Below are 17,380 nucleotides of genomic sequence, written 5' to 3'. Positions count from 1 at the left end.
TTACGCTCCTGCCATCAGAATTGCTAACGCATCCTGCGCCGCTTTCTGTTCTGATTCTTTCTTCGTTCTTCCGCTTCCGATACCTAAACGCTCACCTTCGATGCAGACAACCGAAGTAAACGTTTTAAAGTGTGCCGGACCTTCTTCACTAATCAATTGATATGTCACCTGAACATTTTTCGTCTTATGAATATATTCCTGTAAAAATGTCTTATGATCTAATATGCCTTCAATTAAGTCTTCAGTAATATTCGGAAAAATAAACTGGTTGAAAAACTTTAACGTTGCATCATACCCTAAATCTAAATATAATGCACCAACGAAAGCCTCAAATACGTCAGCAATTAAAGATGGACGGGTTCTGCCACCAGTTTTTTCTTCTCCTTTACCAAGAAGGATCAATTGATCAAATCCTAATTGTTTCGCAAATGTCACAAGTGAAGGTTCACATACGATTGCTGCACGTAACTTCGTTAATTTACCCTCTGGTAAATGACTGTGCTCTTTGTATAAATATTGTGAGACCATCAATTCTAACACCGCATCACCTAAAAATTCTAAACGCTCGTTATCATTCACTTTATCTAGTTTAAAATCATTGATGAAACTAGAATGTGAAAATGCCTGCGTATAAATCGTGATGTCTTGAGGTACAATATCCAGCGATTCAAACGTTATGTTAATTTTTTTCTTAAACTTCTCAATAATTGCTAGTCTTTTGTTCATTTTTTTCCTCCTTTTTCAAGTAATACTCTTTATATTTTACGTTAAAACGATTTATAAAAAAAGCAATATATGAGATTTCTAAAAAAATCCTATAGCACTAAAATGTTAGTGTTATAGGATTGATATGATTAAGCCTCTAAAGATTCAATGTATTTAACTGCATCACCAACTGTGTTGATTTTTTCAGCTTCTTCATCCGGAATTTCCATTCCAAATTGATCTTCTAATTCCATTACTAATTCAGCGATATCTAAAGAATCAGCACCTAAATCATCTTTAAATGAAGCATTTTCAGTAACTTTATCCGCATCAACGCCTAAGCGATCAACGATGATTTCTTTTACTTTGTCGAAGTTTTCCATGTGTTTCACCTCCTTAAAATATCCTATATTATTTTACCCCTTAGTTCATAAACATGCCACCATTTACGTGTAATGTCTGACCCGTGATATATTTTGCTTTATTACTTGCAAGGAAGCTCACTGCCTCAGCGATATCATTCACTTCACCAAGGGTACCGAGTGGAATTTGCTGTTTCATACCTTCTACTAAATCTGCACCTAATTTATCTGTCATATCACTTACAATAAAACCAGGAGCTACAGCATTGACTCGCACGCCACGACTAGCAAACTCACGAGCAAATGTTTTCGTTAAACCTTCAACACCTGCTTTACTTGCAACATAGTTCGCTTGTCCGGCATTACCCAAAGCACCAACAACACTACTCATATTAATAATGACGCCTGATCGTTGCTTAAGCATTTGTCGTGTTACCGATTGCACAACGTTAAATACACCTTTTAAATTTGTCGCAATAACATCATCAAAATCTTCGGCTTTCATACGCATCGTTAAATTGTCACGTGTTATCCCTGCATTATTGACAACGACATCAATCGAACCAAAAGTTTCAATTGCAATACGTATCATTTCTTTCACTTCTTCAGCATCACTGACATTCGCTTTAACAGCAATCGCTTTTTGTCCTAATGCTTCAATCTTTGCCACAACCGCTTCTGCACGTTCCTGATTCCCTGAATAGTTTACGAGAACATCGAATCCATCCTCAGCAAGTTTAATTGCAGTTGCTTCACCTATTCCTCTTGAACTTCCTGTTACGATTGCTAATGCCATGACTTCACCTCATTGATTTGTTCAAGTGTATCCACTTGTATCGTAATTACATTTCTATCTATCTTTCGCACTAATCCAGATAATACTTTTCCTGGACCTACTTCTATAAATGTATCTGCATTTTGAGCCAGCAAATATGCTATAGAAGCGGTAAACTCAACTGGAGAATACAATTGTTTCACTAAATTTGCTTTGATTTCGTCTTTATCCGTTACAGGTAATGCTGTCACATTCTGGATAACTGGAATTGATGCATCACTAAAATCAATTGTATCCAAAAATGCACTAAACTCACTTTCAATAACTTTCATTAAGCTTGAGTGAAACGGACCTGTAACATTTAAAGGAATAATCTTCTTAATTTGATGTTCAGCTTTCGATTCAACTAATTTATCGATCAATGTCTTATGACCTGCAACGACGATTTGACCTGGACAATTTAAGTTTGCAATATCTAGCTTTTCGCTGTCATTTGATAATAATTGACATGCTTTTTCAATAACATCTCGGTCAGTCCCCATTATTGCTGCCATAGATCCTACGCCCGGAGGAAATGCAGATTGCATCAATTGACCACGTTTACGTACGATGCGTACAGCATCTATCGGTGAAATGACTTCTGCTGCAACAAGTGCTGCATATTCACCTAAACTATGTCCTATTACATAATCAGCATTTAACTGCGCAAGTTTCATTGCTGCTATACTATGCATGACAATTGCAGGTTGTGTATTTTCTGTCTCAGCTAATCTTTCTCCACTCTCCATGATTGCAATAATATCTTCATCAAGAGCTGCATTTAAGTCATTTAATAACGACTTACCTGTAGCATCATGATAGATATCATTTGCCATACCAGTGTACTGTGAGCCTTGTCCAGGGAACATCAATACTTTACTCATCTGTTCCTACCTCTTTCGTTAATGTTGATACAACATCTTCTTGAACGGCAAGTCGAGCCTGGCGCAGTGCATTGTAAATCGCGACTTTATCACTAGAGCCATGCGCTTTTATTACAAGACCATTCACACCAAACAATACAGCTCCTCCATACTCAGAATAATCCATCTTACCTTTTAGTTTTGCCAAATCGTTCTTTATAATTGCTGTTGCGAGTTTATTTTTAGTACTGCTTGTTAACGTTTGTTTTAACATTTTAAAAATATTGTTAGCTGTACCTTCTAATGTTTTTAATATAATATTTCCGGTAAAACCATCTGTTACGACGATATCTGCCGTACTATTCAATAGCGTTTTAGGCTCAACATTGCCGATAAAATTTATTGAAGTTTCTGCTTTTAATAATGCAAATGTTTCTTTCGTTAATGTATTTCCTTTTTTATCTTCAGTACCAATATTGGCTAATCCAATTGTCGGGTTAGCAATTTTACGATTTGCTTTCGCATAGATATTCGCCATCTTTGCATATTGTACTAGATGTTCAGGTTTTGCATCAGCATTTGCTCCCATATCAAGTAGCATGAAGCCTTTATTATCAATTGTCGGCATTGTCATCGCTAAGGCTGGACGCTCTATACCTTTAATACGGCCGACAATAAATAATCCTGCTGACATTAATGCACCAGTATTACCTGCTGAAACACATGCATCCGCTGTTTTTAACTTAACGGCTTCTGCAGCACGTACCATCGATGCATCTTTCTTTCTACGTACTGATCGCACCGGTTCATCATCCATCGTAATTTGTTCTGAACAAGCAATAAATTTAAAATTATCATGTTTAATCGTATTATATTCTGGTAAGCCATATCCCTGAATCTCAACATCATTAAACGTTTTTAAGAAAAGTTCAATACCGTCCAATACTACTTGAGGAGCATCGTCTCCACCCATCAAATCAACTGCTATTTTAATCATTTATCTCATCCTCACCTGTATAATACATTTCAAATTGTCCGGTAAATACCGTCGTCTGTTTAACTGTACTTACAACTTCGATTTTAGCACGTTTATTTCCTTTCGAGATAACGGTAGCTTTTGTAATGACACGATCTCCTAGCTTTACAGGTTTCTTAAAATTAATTTCACTCTTAGCTGTAAGTGCTAATTCGTCGTTAATCACAGCTACACATAATGAATTAGCTTGTGCAAATAAGTAATGTCCACGTGCAATCTTATTTCTATAAAATACGTGTTCGTCTTTTATATCAAGTATAGAGATAGCAGATTTATCAAGTTCCAGATCAATGACTTCACCAATAATTTCATCTATTGGTAATGCACGTACCTCGTCTCGTTGTTTTACTGCTACATCTTTAATACGTTCGCGTAGTTCCGGAATATTTTGTTCTAATCGATCTAATCTAATTGTCTGGATACTCACATTGAGATCACGACTCAAGTCTTCATCGGTCAAAAAAGGGTCCTCATTAAGTCGTTTCGTGAGTTCTGACTGACGGTCTTTTTTATTTAGTTTTTTCATATATACAAATCCTTTTAGTAGTTGGTCTTAGTACTAGTAAATATAACACAACTGTTATTTTAACTGCAACTTTTTATACAAAAAAAGACCAGACTTGAATGTCTGATCTCTATTATGCAGCTTTTTTAGTATTTGATTTTTGTGGTGCTTTTACTTTTTCACCATTCTCTTCATATAACTTTGCTTTAAAAATCATGCGTTCACTAAAAAGCATACGCTGTGGATCATAATTATCACACGTGATTAAAGTAAGTTCCTGTAGTGCGTTTTTCTTTTCATCTAATACACCAACCTGTGTCGGTTTTACGTTAAAGATTTTATAGATACGGTACTTTTTAATTCCATCACGTGACTGCAGAATGACAGTATCTCCTACTTTGGCGCGATCTAAATAATTGAATCGTATCCCTGCACCTTCCACTCTATGGCCAGCGATTGCTACATTTTGTTCAGATAGCTTTTCTCCTTCTTCAACAAGAGACACACCATTCTTCAAATTCTTTTGTGTTGCTGGTCCTTTAAGTAGCGGTTCATTAATTTTAGCTGCCGGTACCTTTAAGTATCCTAACATATTGGCCTTTAATTTTAATTTATCAGGTTCAGTCTTCGTAATCCATTTTTCCAATTCATTTACTTTAGGTTTATCTTCATTTTTTTCATATGCAGTAATAATCTTTTCGTTTACAATTTCAGTGTAATACTCACGGATATTCTGCCAGAAAAACATAACCAATGCTGCTACAATACATAGTACACCAATAACTCTCAGTAATATTCTTCCCATCATGTGCTCCTTAATCAATTTCTTGTGAATGTATCTCGTCGGTTAATCGTTGTTTTAAAAACGATAATTCAGGTGAATCAATCATTCCGCTTAAAATAATTTCACTTGCTTCATCTCTTGCTACTTCTAACATTCTATAGTCTTCTACAATATTTGCAACTTTAAAATCTGGCAAACCACTTTGTTTCACCCCAAAGAAGTCACCTGGGCCACGCATTTCCAGATCTTTTTCACTTAGAATAAAGCCATCTGTCGTCTGAGTCATTATTTGAAGACGTTCGATACCCGTTTCAGTTTCTGGATTACCTACTAGTATACAATAACTTTGATGACTACTTCTACCTACACGACCTCTTAATTGATGTAATGTTGATAATCCAAATCGCTCTGCATCATAGATAATCATCATTGTAGCGTTCGGAACATTTACACCTACCTCAACGACAGTAGTTGATACGAGAACGTCGATTTCATGATTAGCAAACTGCTGCATAATGCTATCTTTATCTTCGGCTTTCATCTTACCATGCATGAGACCTACACGGTCTTTTCCAAAAATAGCTTGATAAGCCATATATATTTCAGTAGCATTCTTGACATCCAGATGCTCAGATGCTTCAATGAGTGGGCATATGACATATACTTGATGCCCAATCTCTATCTGCCTTTTTGTTTTCTCATAGACAGTGTCTATTGCTTCATGTTTTGCCCATTCAGTAATAATCGGTTTTCTACCTTTAGGCATTTGTTTAATCGTAGATACATCAAGTTGACCAAAGACAGAAATTGCTAAAGTTCGTGGAATAGGTGTAGCTGTCATGAATAATACGTTAGCATTTTCACCTTTTTCGCGTAATAACTTTCTTTGATTCACGCCGAAACGATGCTGTTCATCTGTTATAACGAGGCCAAGATGATGAAAATTTACCGGATCACTAATGAGTGCATGTGTACCCACTAAAACATCTATCTCACCTAAAGCTAATTGTTCAAGAATAATATTTCGACGTTTCCCTTTTATGGATGATGTTAATAGCGCAACATTAACCGTCTCACCGTATAATTCACTTAAACTTTCAGCATGTTGCTCTGCTAAAATTTCAGTTGGAACCATTAATGCACTTTGTAAACCACTTGTTTTAAGTGCATACATTGCTATTGCTGCAACAACCGTCTTTCCTGAACCAACATCTCCCTGCAATAACCGATTCATTCGCATCGGTGATTTTAAATCCCGGAATATTTCATTGACAACTTGTTTTTGAGCGTCAGTCAGTTCAAATGGCAACGTTTGAATAAATGTTTTGACGTCATCTATATTATAGCGAATATCACTATTGCTTGATTGATGTTCCTTAAGATGCAGCATACGCATCTTTAACTGAAACAATAATAATTCACAGAAAGCAAATGTTCGTTTTGCCTGTATAAGACGCTCATGAGAAACTGGGAAATGAAGTTCAGCAACTGCTTCTTTAAAATCCCAAAGTTTATATTTTTGTTTTAAATAATCAGGTAAAAATGGTGGCAAATCAGCTGTTAATAACGCATTATGCAATATTTTCTGAAAAGTAGCGCGTTTAATCAGTCCTTTAAGACTATATTGTGGGACAAGATCATCATTTTGGTTGGTATCTGATAATTTCTTAAAACCAGTACCTTGAATAATTTGTTTACCTCTCATCCACTTACCTGTTATCTTTACTTGTTCACCGACGACAACCTGCGGCTTAATATATAGCTGATTAAAATATTCTACACGTACTGCAACATTATCAACCATGATATGAAAAGATACTTTAGATTTTTTTCTGCCGAAATGTGCAACAGTTGCCTGAGAATAAATTTCTCCGGCAACTGTTATCTTTTCACCATCCATAGCGTCATGAATATTAATTATCGTTTCATCATTGTAACGATATGGTAAATATAATAATAAACTTTCCATATCATATATATTTAATGTATTTAAATGTTCAAGTGTTTTAGGTCCAACACCTTTTAATGTAGCAATCGACTGTTCTTTAATGAGTTGTTGTTTTGCTTCCAAAAATTCTTTCCTTCATTTCCTGGCCAGTCTTAGTGCCTGCAAGACCACCTCTACCAGTCTCACGTAATGCACTTGGCATTGTTTGTCCAATTTTGTACATCGCTTCAATTACTTCATCTGTAGGAATTCTACTCTCAACACCTGCTAATGCCATATCTGCTGAAACGATAGCATTTGATGCACCCGCTGCATTTCGTTTCACACAAGGCACTTCTACAAGACCTGCAACCGGATCACAAACAAGTCCTAACATATTTTTCAGACAGATACTAAATGCATGCGCACTCATTTCAGGTGTTCCACCAGCCATTTCAACAATCGCAGCGGCTGCCATTGCAGCGGCACTACCTACTTCAGCTTGACAACCGCCAGCTGCCCCAGAAATTGAAGCGTTATTAGCCACAATAAATCCAAATGCACCAGTAGTAAATAAAAACTCAATCATCTGTTCACGCGTCGGATTCAGTCTCGTCTTCATAGCAAACAATGTACCCGGAACAACACCTGCACTACCAGCAGTTGGTGTCGCACAGATTAATCCCATCGCAGCATTGACTTCATTAGTTGCAACAGCTTTACTTACAGCATCCAGTAATGTTTCACCGCTTAATGTATTGCCACGCGCTATATATTCACGTAATTTTACAGCATCCATTCCTGTTAGACCTGTCGGACTTTTTACACCATTTAATCCTCTTTCAACAGCTTGCTCCATTACTACGAGATTGCGTTCCATCTTAGCAAATACTTCTTCACGCGTCGCACGAGAAACTTCCATTTCTTGACGTATCATCGCTTCAGATATAGCAATATTTTCAGTTTTACATAGTTCTATTAATGCTTCTACACTATTAAACATATTATCCCCCTTAAGCTTCAGACATTAAAGTAACAGTAGATATGCCATTACATTGTCTAATTTCTTCTATAATTCTTTCGTCAATTAAATCATCAAGTTCACATGTCATTAAGGCAATTTCACCTTTGTTTTTACGAGATACCTGCATTTGACCAACATTTATCTTGTTTGCACCAAGTATTTGTGTCACATTTGCTATTGTACCAAATGAATCCTGATGGAAAACAAGTAATGCCGGATAATTACCTGAAATCGTAATCGGGAAACCGTTTAATGCAACAATTTCAATTTTACCTCCACCGATAGAAATACCTTCTATCGTTAATTCTTTATCTCCATCTTTCATATGGATGACTGCAGTATTCGGATGACTTTTCTCTTCATCCTGCTCAATAAATGTTACGTTTAAACCGGATTGTTTAGCAAGTTCAAGACTTTCGGGAATACGACTGTCATCTGTATCAAAACCAAGCAATCCAGCAACTAATGCAACATCCGTTCCATGTCCTTTATATGTTTCCATAAATGAACCATATAAATAGATGTCAGCTTGAGCAGGTGTTCCACCAAATAAATCTCTTGCAACCAGACCGATTCGAACAGCCCCGGCAGTATGTGATGAAGATGGGCCAACCATTATCGGACCAATAATATCAAAAACACTTCTATATTTCATTTCCATTTCCCCTTTAATTTATATTCATGAATGTTCAATGCTTCCTTATTGTGACAAAATCCGAACAAACTAATCATCCGCATGGATAAATAAGCTGCTCGGATTTTATTTTACAATATGATTTATTCTACAGCGAACATAAAGCTGTAAATCGGTTGTTTACCATCCTGAACTTCCACTTCAACATCTTCATAATGTTCTTCTAGGAACGACTCAATCGCCTGAACATCCGCGTCAGAAGCATCTGCTCCTTTTATAACAGTAACAATTTCTGAGTCTTCATCTAACATAGATTTTAATAATTCAATACACACTTTTTGTTGATTTTTATCAGATACCGTAATTTTACTTTCATTGATACCCATGAAAGCACCTTTTTCAATGTTCACACCATCTATTGAAGTATCTCTTACCGCATACGTTACTGAACCAGATTTAACATTAGACAGCGCATCTGTCATATTTTGTGCATTTTCTTCAATTGAAGCATCAGAATTATATGATAACATTGCTGTTAAACCTTGTGGTATTGTTTTTGACGGTACAACTTTTACAGGAATATCTGTAACTTGAGCTGCTTGTTCAGCAGCCATGATGATATTCTTATTATTCGGTAAAACGATAGCTTCTTTACATCCGCTTTTCTCAATAATCTTAACGATATCCTCAGTTGATGGGTTCATTGTTTGTCCACCACTGATCACATGTGATGCACCAATTGATTTAAACAGTTCAGTGATACCGTCACCCATAGAAATAGTAATAATTGCTTTTTCTACTTTAGCTGTTTCTTCCTGACGAATACCACGTTTACGCAATACTTCTCTGTGTTGTTCTCGCATATTTTCAATCTTAATTTTAATGATTTCACCATACTGACTACCATATGTTAACGCTTCACCAGGTGTTTCAGAATGGACATGCGTTTTAACAATTTCTTCATCAGAGATTACCAGTAATGAGTCACCGAATTCAGACATATCGTTTCTGAAATCATCTTCATTAAATGGTTTCATACCTGGTTTGAAGCGAACCATAAATTCTGTACAGAATCCAGGAACAATGTCTTCAGTTTTTACAACATCACCAAAGTCATGATCATCATTTATAAAATCATCATCCACTTTACGTGTAACAGGTGCAGCAATCGCTTCACCTTTCATTACGCTCAAGAAACCTTCATAAACATACATTAATCCCTGACCACCACTATCTACAACGCCAACTTCTTTAAGCACTGGTAATAAATCAGGTGTTCGTTGCAATGATGCATTACCTGCACGAACTACTTCTTCCATAACAGCGATGCAATCGTCAGTTTCTTCAGCAACTTTCATTGCACCTTCACTAGCTTCACGCGCAACTGTTAAGATTGTACCTTCAACAGGTTTCATTACTGCTTTATAAGCAGTTTTCACACCCGCTTTAAATGCCTTAGCAAATTTTTTCGCATCGATTTCTTCATCTTGTTCAATATATTTTGAGAAGCCACGGAATAACTGTGAAAGAATTACACCTGAGTTTCCACGTGCTCCCATAAGTAAACCTTTAGAAAATGCGATTCCAACATTACCAATATGTGATTCAATATGTGCTTCAGTTTCTTGAGCACCTGATGTAATTGATAAATTCATATTTGTTCCTGTGTCACCATCTGGTACCGGGAAGACATTTAATGAATCTACATAATCTGCATTTTGAGATAAGTTATTTGCTCCTGTGATAATCATTTCAGCAAATAGCTTGCCGTCAATCGTTTTCATTATATTATCCTCCCTATTCTTCATCGTCCAGTTTAATAACACGTACACCTTGTATATAGATGTTTACTGAATTTACTTTTAAGTTTAATGTTTTTTCTAATGTATATTTAACAGATGATTGAACGTTATTTGCAATTTCAGAAATCTTTGTACCGTATGCAACGATGATATACATATCAACATCTAATACACCATCATTATTCGTTACAATGACACCTTTTGAATAATTATCTCTTCCAACGATATCTGCTATACCGTCTCTTACCTGATGTTTACTCGCCATTCCAATAATGCCATAGCATTCTACTGCAGTACCACCTGCAATTGTAGCAATGACATCACTTGAAATATCAATAGAGCCTAATTCATTTGTTATCTCTAACGTCATAATCCATCCTCCTTATCGTTTTACATTCGTCACATTATTATAATCAATAATTTATGATAATTACAAGAATTCTATTGTATTCTGTGTAATTTATTATAAATGAATAGTAAATCATACACAAAATGACAAAATTATACTCAGAAATTTAACTTTTTGCTATAATTAATTTACTAAATATTCAAAAAAATGAGGTAGATAAGATGAACACCATAATACAGGAATGGGAAAAAGGATTTATCGGCCATACAGAAAGTTTAAATATTATCTACTGTGCAATGCTCAGTAGAGGACATATTTTACTGGAAGGTCCACCAGGTGTCGGAAAAACACAACTCGCACATACAATCGCACATTCTTTAGGTCTACAATTTAATCGTATTCAGTTTACACCTGATGTGTTACCGAGCGATATTACAGGAATAAAGTTTTTCCACCCTGGATCGAAACAGTTTGAAATTAAATATGGCCCAGCATTTACAAATATATTACTTGCAGATGAAATTAACCGTGCGACGCCGAAAACACAAAGTAGTTTGCTTGAAGCAATGCAAGAACATACTATAACGATTGATGACACTACACACGTGTTACCTGAACCTTTTTTTGTCATCGGCACTCAAAATAATATTGAGACAAATCAAGGTACATACCCTTTACCGGAAGCACAATTAGATAGATTTATCGTCAAGATTAACGTAACTTATCCAGATATTGATGCAGAAAAAAATATATTGTTGAAACAATTTACCAATATACAAAATGTTCTGGATAAAGAAACATTAATCGCTCATCAAAAAGAAATTGAAAAGATACATATCGATGAAGATTTAACAACTTATATCGTTCAAATATTGAATGAAACGAGAAATCATCATAATATCACAACAGGATTAAGTACCCGTGCAGGCATTCAAATAAGACAGATGGCACAAAGCTATGCTTATCTGCATGACAGAAAATATGTCATACCTGACGATATACAGGCAGTCCTACCATATGTAGCACTTCATAAAATTCAGTTTAACAATCATGTTAGAAATCATAATGAAAAGATTGATTGTCTAAATGAATGTTTAGGAAATATTCATGTTCCATTATAAAAATGATATCAACTTAAAACCTGTATATAACCTTGCACCAGCCAATGCATTACTAATGCTTGTATTAATTTTTAGTTTATTTTTAAGATTTTTCTTGTTTTCTTATTTTATCGTATTAATCTATATCTTATTTTTTTTAGATAGACGTTTCGCTTTAAAACACGCTATTTTAATTGAAGATGATCAGCAACACACTTATCCATTCGTTGATTCAGACTTTAATTACAAAGTTTTTATAACATCAAAATCATCACTAAAGTTAAAAATTCGCTTTGGGCTGGAACAAAATTACTTTGCAAATCAAAATCGCTCACAAATAATAGAAACTGAATTAAATCCTAATGAAATGACAGTTATTTCACTACCGATAACAATCAATAAGCGCGGTAGATTCAAAGTAAATATATATGAAGTTGAAGTAGATGGATTCTTTAAGTTATTGCGTTATAAAGTAGACCAACCATTCTCTTTATCAACATTATATGCAAGTTACGGTACCTATAATCAAAAAAATATTGAGCACGAGCTGTCACTGGATGAAACAGGTCATAAAGTCACAGGTCCTTCTAACGATAAATATAGTAATTTGCCTTATCAATATGACTTGCCTTTCCATCTCATTGACTTTAATGCATCATTAAAAGCTAATGAGCTGCTAGTTAAACAAACAGAAGTTTATGAAGCAAATCAAATTATGCTTAGCGCAAATGTATTAAGTAATCAGCACATCCATCATAAAATCGAAGAAATTCTAAAGTCACTTTCAGATTATGCCTATACTTATTTCGAACAGCACATGTCTTTTTACATTGCGGTTAATATAAAAACGAGCCTCATTTCAGATGAACCAGTTGTCATTACTATAAAAAACACAGGTGATATGCATGCGATGCATCGAGCTATTGCTGAATTCAATCAGGATAGTTACACTTTTCAATTCAGTAACCTCGTTGACGAAGTGCTTCATACTCATAAAGTAAACCTATGGATTCATTTCGGAGAAATAAAAGATAGTGAAGTTATGAAAATAAAGCATAATATGATTCATTTTGAGCGAGGTGAAATCGATGCAATATAAAAATATTTTTAATTATTTTATTTTTTTTATTGCTTTATCACCTTTAACGTTTATTCATTCTTCATTTTTTATCGTTCATGTTTTTTTGTTATTGATGCTATATCATACGAAAGAAAATTTTTTACTAAGCTTAAGTATTACGATAATCATCAGTATATTTGCAAGTATTTATCTTGATGTATCACATTTTTATTTGATATTATTATACGGTTTAGTTGCATTATATAATGTGACAAACGACATGCATTTAGCATATTACGTTCAATCATTCTTTGTCGTGCATCTATTGTTATTTCTAAGCTATTATCAACATTTTTATGTGCTCGCTGCAATCTATGCGGTATGTATGATTTTCATTTTATTGTTCCCGATATTTAACGATTATAAAAAGATTATTGCTTTAATAAGTATTATGATCGCAACCTTCATAATCGGTATAGGTTTATTAATAACATATCAAACGGTTGTAATGCATATCCCTTCTAATATTTTGAAAAATATTGATTATGAGCCGATGAAAATCAATCCTAGGCAGATTGAAGATATAAAACAGAAAGAATCACCTTCAATAGAAACAAAACCGATGAGAAAAATAAAAAAAGAACCTGACAACTTCTTATGGGTTTATGCATTGGCAACGATAATACTTTCAATTATCGCGTTAATACTCTACAAAAGACAAGATGTATTTCAGATACCACAAATCCAACAAGAAAGTAGAAAGATTCAATATGTTCATCAATTTAAAACAGTAAATTCAGATTATAAACATCTACCACCTTTTTATATGAAGCACCTTAAGAAACTGGAATCACTTTATATTAAAAAGGGTTATCCGATTAAGCCGAATAAAACGTTTGCTCAAAACTTCAGTCAGATCAATACTGCAAATCCATTAATAGATTTTATCTATGAAATGCGTTATTATAATCTACAGGATACAAAAGGGAATAGAAAGCAATTTATCAGTCATATAGAAGCAGTAAAAAATGGATTAACAGATAAATAAATCTTGCAATCAAAAGTCGATTGTGATAAATTGTTATAGTATGTAAGATCAAGTGTATCTCTATATTCTATTAAAGGAGGCAAAACAATGGCTAAAGTATGTCATGTTACAGGTCGTAAAGCAGTTTCAGGTAACAACCGTTCTCACGCAATGAACTACAGCAAACGTCGCTTTGGTGCTAACTTACAAAAAGTTAGAATCTTAGTTGATGGTAAGCCTAAACGTGTATGGGTTTCAGCTCGTGCATTAAAATCAGGTAAAGTGACTCGCGTTTAATTGAATATATAGATACAAAAAAGACCTTTGTGTGAAAGGTCTTTTTTTATTTGTCTTATTTAGCTTCGCTACTTTGAATCATATAGACCATACCTTGTTCGACTGTTATTTCTGCTCGGTCCGTTATAAATTCATTGCTTACTGTGCGGGTAAACCCCATTTTTACTTCTAAACGGTCTGTATCATATTTTAATCCTTCTATCGTTAACAGAACACCATCATTTACCGGAATAAATGATATATATTTTTTATCTTCGCTTCTTTCAATAATATGTGTACCGGTAGATAATACCTGTATTTCATTAAATGCATCTACAATAATAAATTCCGTTTCAGATAATAACAGGTCTGGATGGACAAGTGTCTGTAAATTACCTAGAAAGTGATCAAGTCTTCCACCAGTTGCCCCATGAATATAAACTTTGTCATAACCTAATCCATTTGCATATTGTACACCAACTTCAAGATCTGTTTCGTTTTTCTCAGATGGCAGATATTCAATTTCAATTACTTCTTCAATCCTTAAACGTTCATCTTCAGACACAGAATCAAAATCACCAAATGCTGCTATAGGTCGAATACCTGCATCAACAAGCATTATTGTCCCGTAATCAATACCAATCCAATCTTCATTATGATATTTTTCTAAAAGGGAATTTGATACCCCTAAATGTGTACAAAGTATATGTAAGTCCATATTACTCACCTCTCAATACACTTGTTGGTATTGATAAATCTTTATGCTTAAAGAAGTATGATCCTGCTACTAATACTTCAGCACCCGCTTCAATACAAGTTTTAGCAGTATCTTTGTTTACCCCACCATCAACTTCGATTTCATAATTAAGATGATGTTTTTCTTTATAATCTTTTAAAAATTTAATTTTCTCAATACCATTTTCGATAAATTGCTGACCACCAAAGCCAGGATTGACTGTCATGACAAGCACAAGGTCAACATCCTTAAGCAGAGGTACAACGGAATCAATAGGTGTACCTGGATTTAGGGTAACACCAGCTTTCTTCCCTGTAGCATGAATCATTTGAACTGCCCTATGAATATGATTTGTTGCTTCAACATGTATGGTGATAATATCACTACCCGCTTCAGCAAAGGTTTGAATGTATCGCTCAGGATCCTGGACCATTAAATGTGTATCAATCGTTAAATCAGTAACTTGTCTAATTTGATTTAAGATTGGAAAAGCAAAAGAAATATTTGGAACGAAATTGCCATCCATCACATCAAAATGTATATAGTCTACTCCTGCTTCTTCCAGACGCTTAATTTCCTGCTGTAAATTTAAAAAATTACAAGATAGTAAACTTGGTGCTACTTTCATCAGTATCTCACCTTTCTCGTGTCTATTTCATTTAACATTTGCTGATAATGTAAATATCTAGATTTTAGAATTTCTCCATTTTCAACACCTGCTTTAATTGCACAACCTGGTTCATTGATATGCATACATTCTCTGAATTTACATTCATTGGCACGTTCAGCGAATTCAATAAAACAATATTTTAATGTATTTCTATCAAGATTATCTAAATCTAGTGAACTAAAGCCCGGTGTATCTGCGATATAGCCATGATCTAATGGAATCAATTCAACATGTCTTGTCGTATGTTTCCCTCGATTAAGCGCATTACTAATAACACCAGTATTCAAATTCGCATCTGGTATTAAAGCATTGATAAACGATGATTTACCTACACCTGATTGTCCAGCAAGCACAGTGATGCCTTTTATTAAATCATTAAAGTTTTGTTGTTCTAGATTTGAAACGAACATTACTTCATATCCAATACGTTCGTAATAATTTAACTGCGTCGTAATAAAACTAATTTCCTGTTCATTTAATAAATCTTTCTTTGTCACAAGAAGGACAGGTTCTACATCATAAGATTCAATAATCGTAATAAACTTATCTACTAAATTTAAACTGAATTCAGGTTCTTTTGCACTCATGACGATTAATACGCGATCTACATTTGCCACAGGCGGTCGCACCAGTGCATTTTTTCTTTCATGAATCTCAAGAATGTAACCATCGTTTTCGTTCTCTATTTGAAATGTCACGAAATCACCGACATATGGTGTTATACCTTTTTTTCTGAAATTTCCTCGTGCACGACATTGATAAATTGCGCTATCATCTTCACTTTTCACATAATAAAAACCGCTTAAAGCTTTAATAATTTGACCTTTAATAATATTCACCTCTTATATTAATGTCTTTTCGGAGCATTTAAATATGCATAGAATAAACCGATAAATAGTCCCCCACCAACATAATTACCCAGACCACTAAATAATAAATTTCTTAGCATAGGTAAGATGTTCTCCGGGTTGAATTGATAAAATAAAGAACAGATAAACATAACGCCATTAGCGATAACGTGTTCATATCCCATATATGCAAATATCGTCACACCGATAATCATGGCAACCATCTTTGGTAAAGCTTCTTTAAAATGCATCGTTACGATGATAGAAATATTGATAAAAAAGTTGGCTAATATTCCGCGAATAAAAATATCACCATTTGATAAATGAAGCTTCTTATCAACGATTATACGCATTAATCCAAGCATATCATTTGATACTACTGTACTAAATTTTAACAGACTAAACAACAATATACCACCTATCATATTACTAAGAAAACACAGGGTAAAAACAAGTAATGCACGACGAACTGTCACTGATTTATAGAAAATACCAACTGTAAAATACATAAAATTACTTGTTAGCAGTTCCGAATAGGTAAATATAATAAAAATTAGTGCAAAACTGAAAGTTATTCCACCGACAAGACTAGCCAGATCTGCACCAATGTATGGCGTAAAATCAATGCGCGTTTTCCAGGTGAATACTATCATTAATCCGATAATAAAACCTGCCATCATCGCTCTAAATATATATCTGATAAAAAAATCTTTTACGAGACTTTCTTTCGTTAAAACTGTGTCCTGTATCCCATCCATTAACTTTCTTCCGTAAAAAAACTTTTCGGTTTCCGGAAAGTTAAAGTTGTCTGCTTCAGTTGACTGAGTATTATTTTTCATATCCTATCTCCTTATGTGA

20 protein-coding genes are annotated in these 17,380 nt (G+C 34.4%); 4 read left to right on the top strand and 16 right to left on the bottom strand.

The features are described 5' to 3' along the window. The 12 genes from rnc to BHU61_RS03300 all read right to left on the bottom strand — a co-directional run bounded on the left by rnc (position 1) and on the right by BHU61_RS03300 (position 10,826). Positions 1-726 (bottom strand): ribonuclease III, encoded by a 726-nt coding sequence (gene rnc, locus BHU61_RS03355; protein WP_111714613.1) that lies wholly within the window; start codon positions 724-726, stop codon positions 1-3. Positions 727-854: 128 nt separating this feature from the next. Continuing rightward, entirely contained in the window at positions 855-1,088 is a 234-nt protein-coding gene (locus BHU61_RS03350) for an acyl carrier protein (RefSeq protein ID WP_096076743.1), read from the bottom strand. Between the two features lie 40 nt (positions 1,089-1,128). Continuing rightward, positions 1,129-1,863: a 3-oxoacyl-[acyl-carrier-protein] reductase gene (gene fabG / locus BHU61_RS03345; protein WP_111714612.1), complete on the bottom strand. Its 735-nt coding sequence runs from the start codon at positions 1,861-1,863 to the stop codon at positions 1,129-1,131. Continuing rightward, positions 1,854-2,765: an ACP S-malonyltransferase gene (gene fabD, locus BHU61_RS03340; RefSeq protein ID WP_111714611.1), complete on the bottom strand. Its 912-nt coding sequence runs from the start codon at positions 2,763-2,765 to the stop codon at positions 1,854-1,856. The genes fabG and fabD overlap by 10 nt, the downstream gene beginning before the upstream one ends. Next, positions 2,758-3,741, bottom strand: a complete 984-nt coding sequence (plsX, locus tag BHU61_RS03335; protein ID WP_111714610.1) for a phosphate acyltransferase PlsX — start codon at positions 3,739-3,741, stop codon at positions 2,758-2,760. The genes fabD and plsX overlap by 8 nt, the downstream gene beginning before the upstream one ends. Then, entirely contained in the window at positions 3,734-4,306 is a 573-nt protein-coding gene (fapR, locus tag BHU61_RS03330; RefSeq protein WP_111714609.1) for a transcription factor FapR, read from the bottom strand. The genes plsX and fapR overlap by 8 nt, the downstream gene beginning before the upstream one ends. Positions 4,307-4,418: 112 nt before the next feature. Continuing rightward, positions 4,419-5,090 carry a class A sortase gene (locus BHU61_RS03325; RefSeq protein WP_111714608.1) on the bottom strand — a complete coding sequence of 224 codons (672 nt, stop codon included), beginning with the start codon at positions 5,088-5,090 and terminating at the stop codon, positions 4,419-4,421. 10 nt (positions 5,091-5,100) lie between these two features. Then, a complete protein-coding gene (recG, locus tag BHU61_RS03320; protein WP_111714607.1) occupies positions 5,101-7,140 on the bottom strand; it encodes an ATP-dependent DNA helicase RecG in 2,040 nt (679 codons plus the stop codon). Further along, positions 7,115-7,999 carry an L-serine ammonia-lyase, iron-sulfur-dependent, subunit alpha gene (gene sdaAA / locus BHU61_RS03315; RefSeq protein WP_111714606.1) on the bottom strand — a complete coding sequence of 295 codons (885 nt, stop codon included), beginning with the start codon at positions 7,997-7,999 and terminating at the stop codon, positions 7,115-7,117. The genes recG and sdaAA overlap by 26 nt, the downstream gene beginning before the upstream one ends. Before the next feature lie 10 nt (positions 8,000-8,009). Further along, positions 8,010-8,675, bottom strand: a complete 666-nt coding sequence (gene sdaAB, locus BHU61_RS03310) for an L-serine ammonia-lyase, iron-sulfur-dependent subunit beta (RefSeq protein ID WP_111714605.1) — start codon at positions 8,673-8,675, stop codon at positions 8,010-8,012. A gap of 122 nt (positions 8,676-8,797) precedes the next feature. Then, complete coding sequence (locus BHU61_RS03305) at positions 8,798-10,441, bottom strand: DAK2 domain-containing protein (protein WP_242444224.1); 1,644 nt, start codon at positions 10,439-10,441, stop codon at positions 8,798-8,800. A gap of 10 nt (positions 10,442-10,451) precedes the next feature. After that, positions 10,452-10,826, bottom strand: coding sequence for an Asp23/Gls24 family envelope stress response protein (locus BHU61_RS03300; RefSeq protein ID WP_096076753.1), 375 nt, complete (start codon positions 10,824-10,826; stop codon positions 10,452-10,454). A 200-nt stretch (positions 10,827-11,026) separates the two neighbouring features. Here BHU61_RS03300 and BHU61_RS03295 point away from each other — a divergent pair, with 200 nt between their 5' ends. The 4 genes from BHU61_RS03295 to rpmB all read left to right on the top strand — a co-directional run bounded on the left by BHU61_RS03295 (position 11,027) and on the right by rpmB (position 14,289). Next, on the top strand, positions 11,027-11,926 hold the full coding sequence (locus tag BHU61_RS03295; RefSeq protein WP_111714603.1) for an AAA family ATPase: 900 nt from the start codon (positions 11,027-11,029) through the stop codon (positions 11,924-11,926). Next, on the top strand, positions 11,913-13,004 hold the full coding sequence (locus BHU61_RS03290; RefSeq protein ID WP_111714602.1) for a hypothetical protein: 1,092 nt from the start codon (positions 11,913-11,915) through the stop codon (positions 13,002-13,004). Before BHU61_RS03295 ends, BHU61_RS03290 begins: the two co-directional genes overlap by 14 nt. Next, complete coding sequence (locus BHU61_RS03285; RefSeq protein WP_111714601.1) at positions 12,994-14,013, top strand: hypothetical protein; 1,020 nt, start codon at positions 12,994-12,996, stop codon at positions 14,011-14,013. Before BHU61_RS03290 ends, BHU61_RS03285 begins: the two co-directional genes overlap by 11 nt. Positions 14,014-14,100: 87 nt before the next feature. Next, entirely contained in the window at positions 14,101-14,289 is a 189-nt protein-coding gene (rpmB, locus tag BHU61_RS03280; RefSeq protein WP_096076757.1) for a 50S ribosomal protein L28, read from the top strand. 55 nt (positions 14,290-14,344) lie between these two features. On the opposite strand, the gene BHU61_RS03275 is transcribed toward rpmB, so the two are convergent. The 4 genes from BHU61_RS03275 to BHU61_RS03260 are packed head-to-tail and all read right to left on the bottom strand — an operon-like array spanning position 14,345 to position 17,361. Continuing rightward, complete coding sequence (locus BHU61_RS03275; protein ID WP_111714600.1) at positions 14,345-14,986, bottom strand: thiamine diphosphokinase; 642 nt, start codon at positions 14,984-14,986, stop codon at positions 14,345-14,347. Between the two features lies 1 nt (position 14,987). Next, positions 14,988-15,635, bottom strand: a complete 648-nt coding sequence (rpe, locus tag BHU61_RS03270; RefSeq protein ID WP_111714599.1) for a ribulose-phosphate 3-epimerase — start codon at positions 15,633-15,635, stop codon at positions 14,988-14,990. Further along, on the bottom strand, positions 15,632-16,507 hold the full coding sequence (rsgA, locus tag BHU61_RS03265; RefSeq protein WP_111715516.1) for a ribosome small subunit-dependent GTPase A: 876 nt from the start codon (positions 16,505-16,507) through the stop codon (positions 15,632-15,634). Before rsgA ends, rpe begins: the two co-directional genes overlap by 4 nt. Before the next feature lie 14 nt (positions 16,508-16,521). Then, on the bottom strand, positions 16,522-17,361 hold the full coding sequence (locus BHU61_RS03260; RefSeq protein ID WP_111714598.1) for a formate/nitrite transporter family protein: 840 nt from the start codon (positions 17,359-17,361) through the stop codon (positions 16,522-16,524). Positions 17,362-17,380: the final 19 nt, after the last annotated feature.

Source organism: Macrococcus epidermidis (assembly GCF_003259695.1).
Taxonomy (GTDB): domain Bacteria; phylum Bacillota; class Bacilli; order Staphylococcales; family Staphylococcaceae; genus Macrococcoides; species Macrococcoides epidermidis.
This window is presented reverse-complemented; position numbering and strand designations above follow the sequence as displayed.

Bases quoted from the DNA above. Each gene is read 5' to 3' on its own strand.
- BHU61_RS03295 (WP_111714603.1), top strand. From the start codon at position 11,027: ATGAACACCATAATACAGGAATGGGAAAAAGGATTTATCGGCCATACA.
- BHU61_RS03290 (WP_111714602.1), top strand. From the start codon at position 11,913: ATGTTCCATTATAAAAATGATATCAACTTAAAACCTGTATATAACCTT.
- fapR (WP_111714609.1), bottom strand. From the start codon at position 4,306: ATGAAAAAACTAAATAAAAAAGACCGTCAGTCAGAACTCACGAAACGA.
- plsX (WP_111714610.1), bottom strand. From the start codon at position 3,741: ATGATTAAAATAGCAGTTGATTTGATGGGTGGAGACGATGCTCCTCAA.
- BHU61_RS03285 (WP_111714601.1), top strand. From the start codon at position 12,994: ATGCAATATAAAAATATTTTTAATTATTTTATTTTTTTTATTGCTTTA.
- BHU61_RS03260 (WP_111714598.1), bottom strand. From the start codon at position 17,361: ATGAAAAATAATACTCAGTCAACTGAAGCAGACAACTTTAACTTTCCG.
- fabD (WP_111714611.1), bottom strand. From the start codon at position 2,765: ATGAGTAAAGTATTGATGTTCCCTGGACAAGGCTCACAGTACACTGGT.
- rpmB (WP_096076757.1), top strand. From the start codon at position 14,101: ATGGCTAAAGTATGTCATGTTACAGGTCGTAAAGCAGTTTCAGGTAAC.
- BHU61_RS03325 (WP_111714608.1), bottom strand. From the start codon at position 5,090: ATGGGAAGAATATTACTGAGAGTTATTGGTGTACTATGTATTGTAGCA.
- BHU61_RS03300 (WP_096076753.1), bottom strand. From the start codon at position 10,826: ATGACGTTAGAGATAACAAATGAATTAGGCTCTATTGATATTTCAAGT.
- BHU61_RS03350 (WP_096076743.1), bottom strand. From the start codon at position 1,088: ATGGAAAACTTCGACAAAGTAAAAGAAATCATCGTTGATCGCTTAGGC.
- BHU61_RS03275 (WP_111714600.1), bottom strand. From the start codon at position 14,986: ATGGACTTACATATACTTTGTACACATTTAGGGGTATCAAATTCCCTT.
- sdaAA (WP_111714606.1), bottom strand. From the start codon at position 7,999: ATGTTTAATAGTGTAGAAGCATTAATAGAACTATGTAAAACTGAAAAT.
- sdaAB (WP_111714605.1), bottom strand. From the start codon at position 8,675: ATGAAATATAGAAGTGTTTTTGATATTATTGGTCCGATAATGGTTGGC.
- rnc (WP_111714613.1), bottom strand. From the start codon at position 726: ATGAACAAAAGACTAGCAATTATTGAGAAGTTTAAGAAAAAAATTAAC.
- fabG (WP_111714612.1), bottom strand. From the start codon at position 1,863: ATGGCATTAGCAATCGTAACAGGAAGTTCAAGAGGAATAGGTGAAGCA.